Origin of the sequence: Salinimicrobium gaetbulicola (genome assembly GCF_042676025.1) — a bacterium.
In the GTDB taxonomy this organism is placed as follows: domain Bacteria; phylum Bacteroidota; class Bacteroidia; order Flavobacteriales; family Flavobacteriaceae; genus Salinimicrobium; species Salinimicrobium gaetbulicola.
Map to the genome: position 1 here is coordinate 1,135,321 of NZ_JBHTJP010000035.1, position 493 is coordinate 1,135,813.

A 493-nucleotide genomic window follows, 5' to 3' on the forward strand; every position below is an offset into this window, starting at 1 on the left:
GAAAAGTCCAGTAATGACAAGGTCTCCGAGCGAAAATGTTCTCTGAAAAATAATTGAAATTTCTTTTGGAAGCTAAGAAAAAAAGGTTGTAAGTTTGCAGCCGCTTTCAGCCGCAACAAATGATCGAGAGATCGGGAGTTGTGATCCCAGCAGGGGCGTAGGTTGAAGCTAAAAAAGTTCTCTGAAAAAAGTTTAAAATTTTGTTTGTTTTGTAAGGAAAAAAGGTTGTAGATTTGCATCCCTGTTCTGGTCAAAACGCTTCCTGGGAAGCTTCGAAAAAAATAAAATTTTTTTCTTGCGAGTTTGAAAATCGGTTGTATATTTGCAGCCGCTTAGAACAAGAGCGAAGTTCACGATAAATTATTGAAATAAAATCCCTGGTTTGGGCAAGTGTAGAAGAGGTTCGAATCCTTTTATTTTAACAACGAAACCACGAAAGTGGAAGTTCATTGACATATTGAATTGACAGCGCGTATTATGTTATTTATAACAT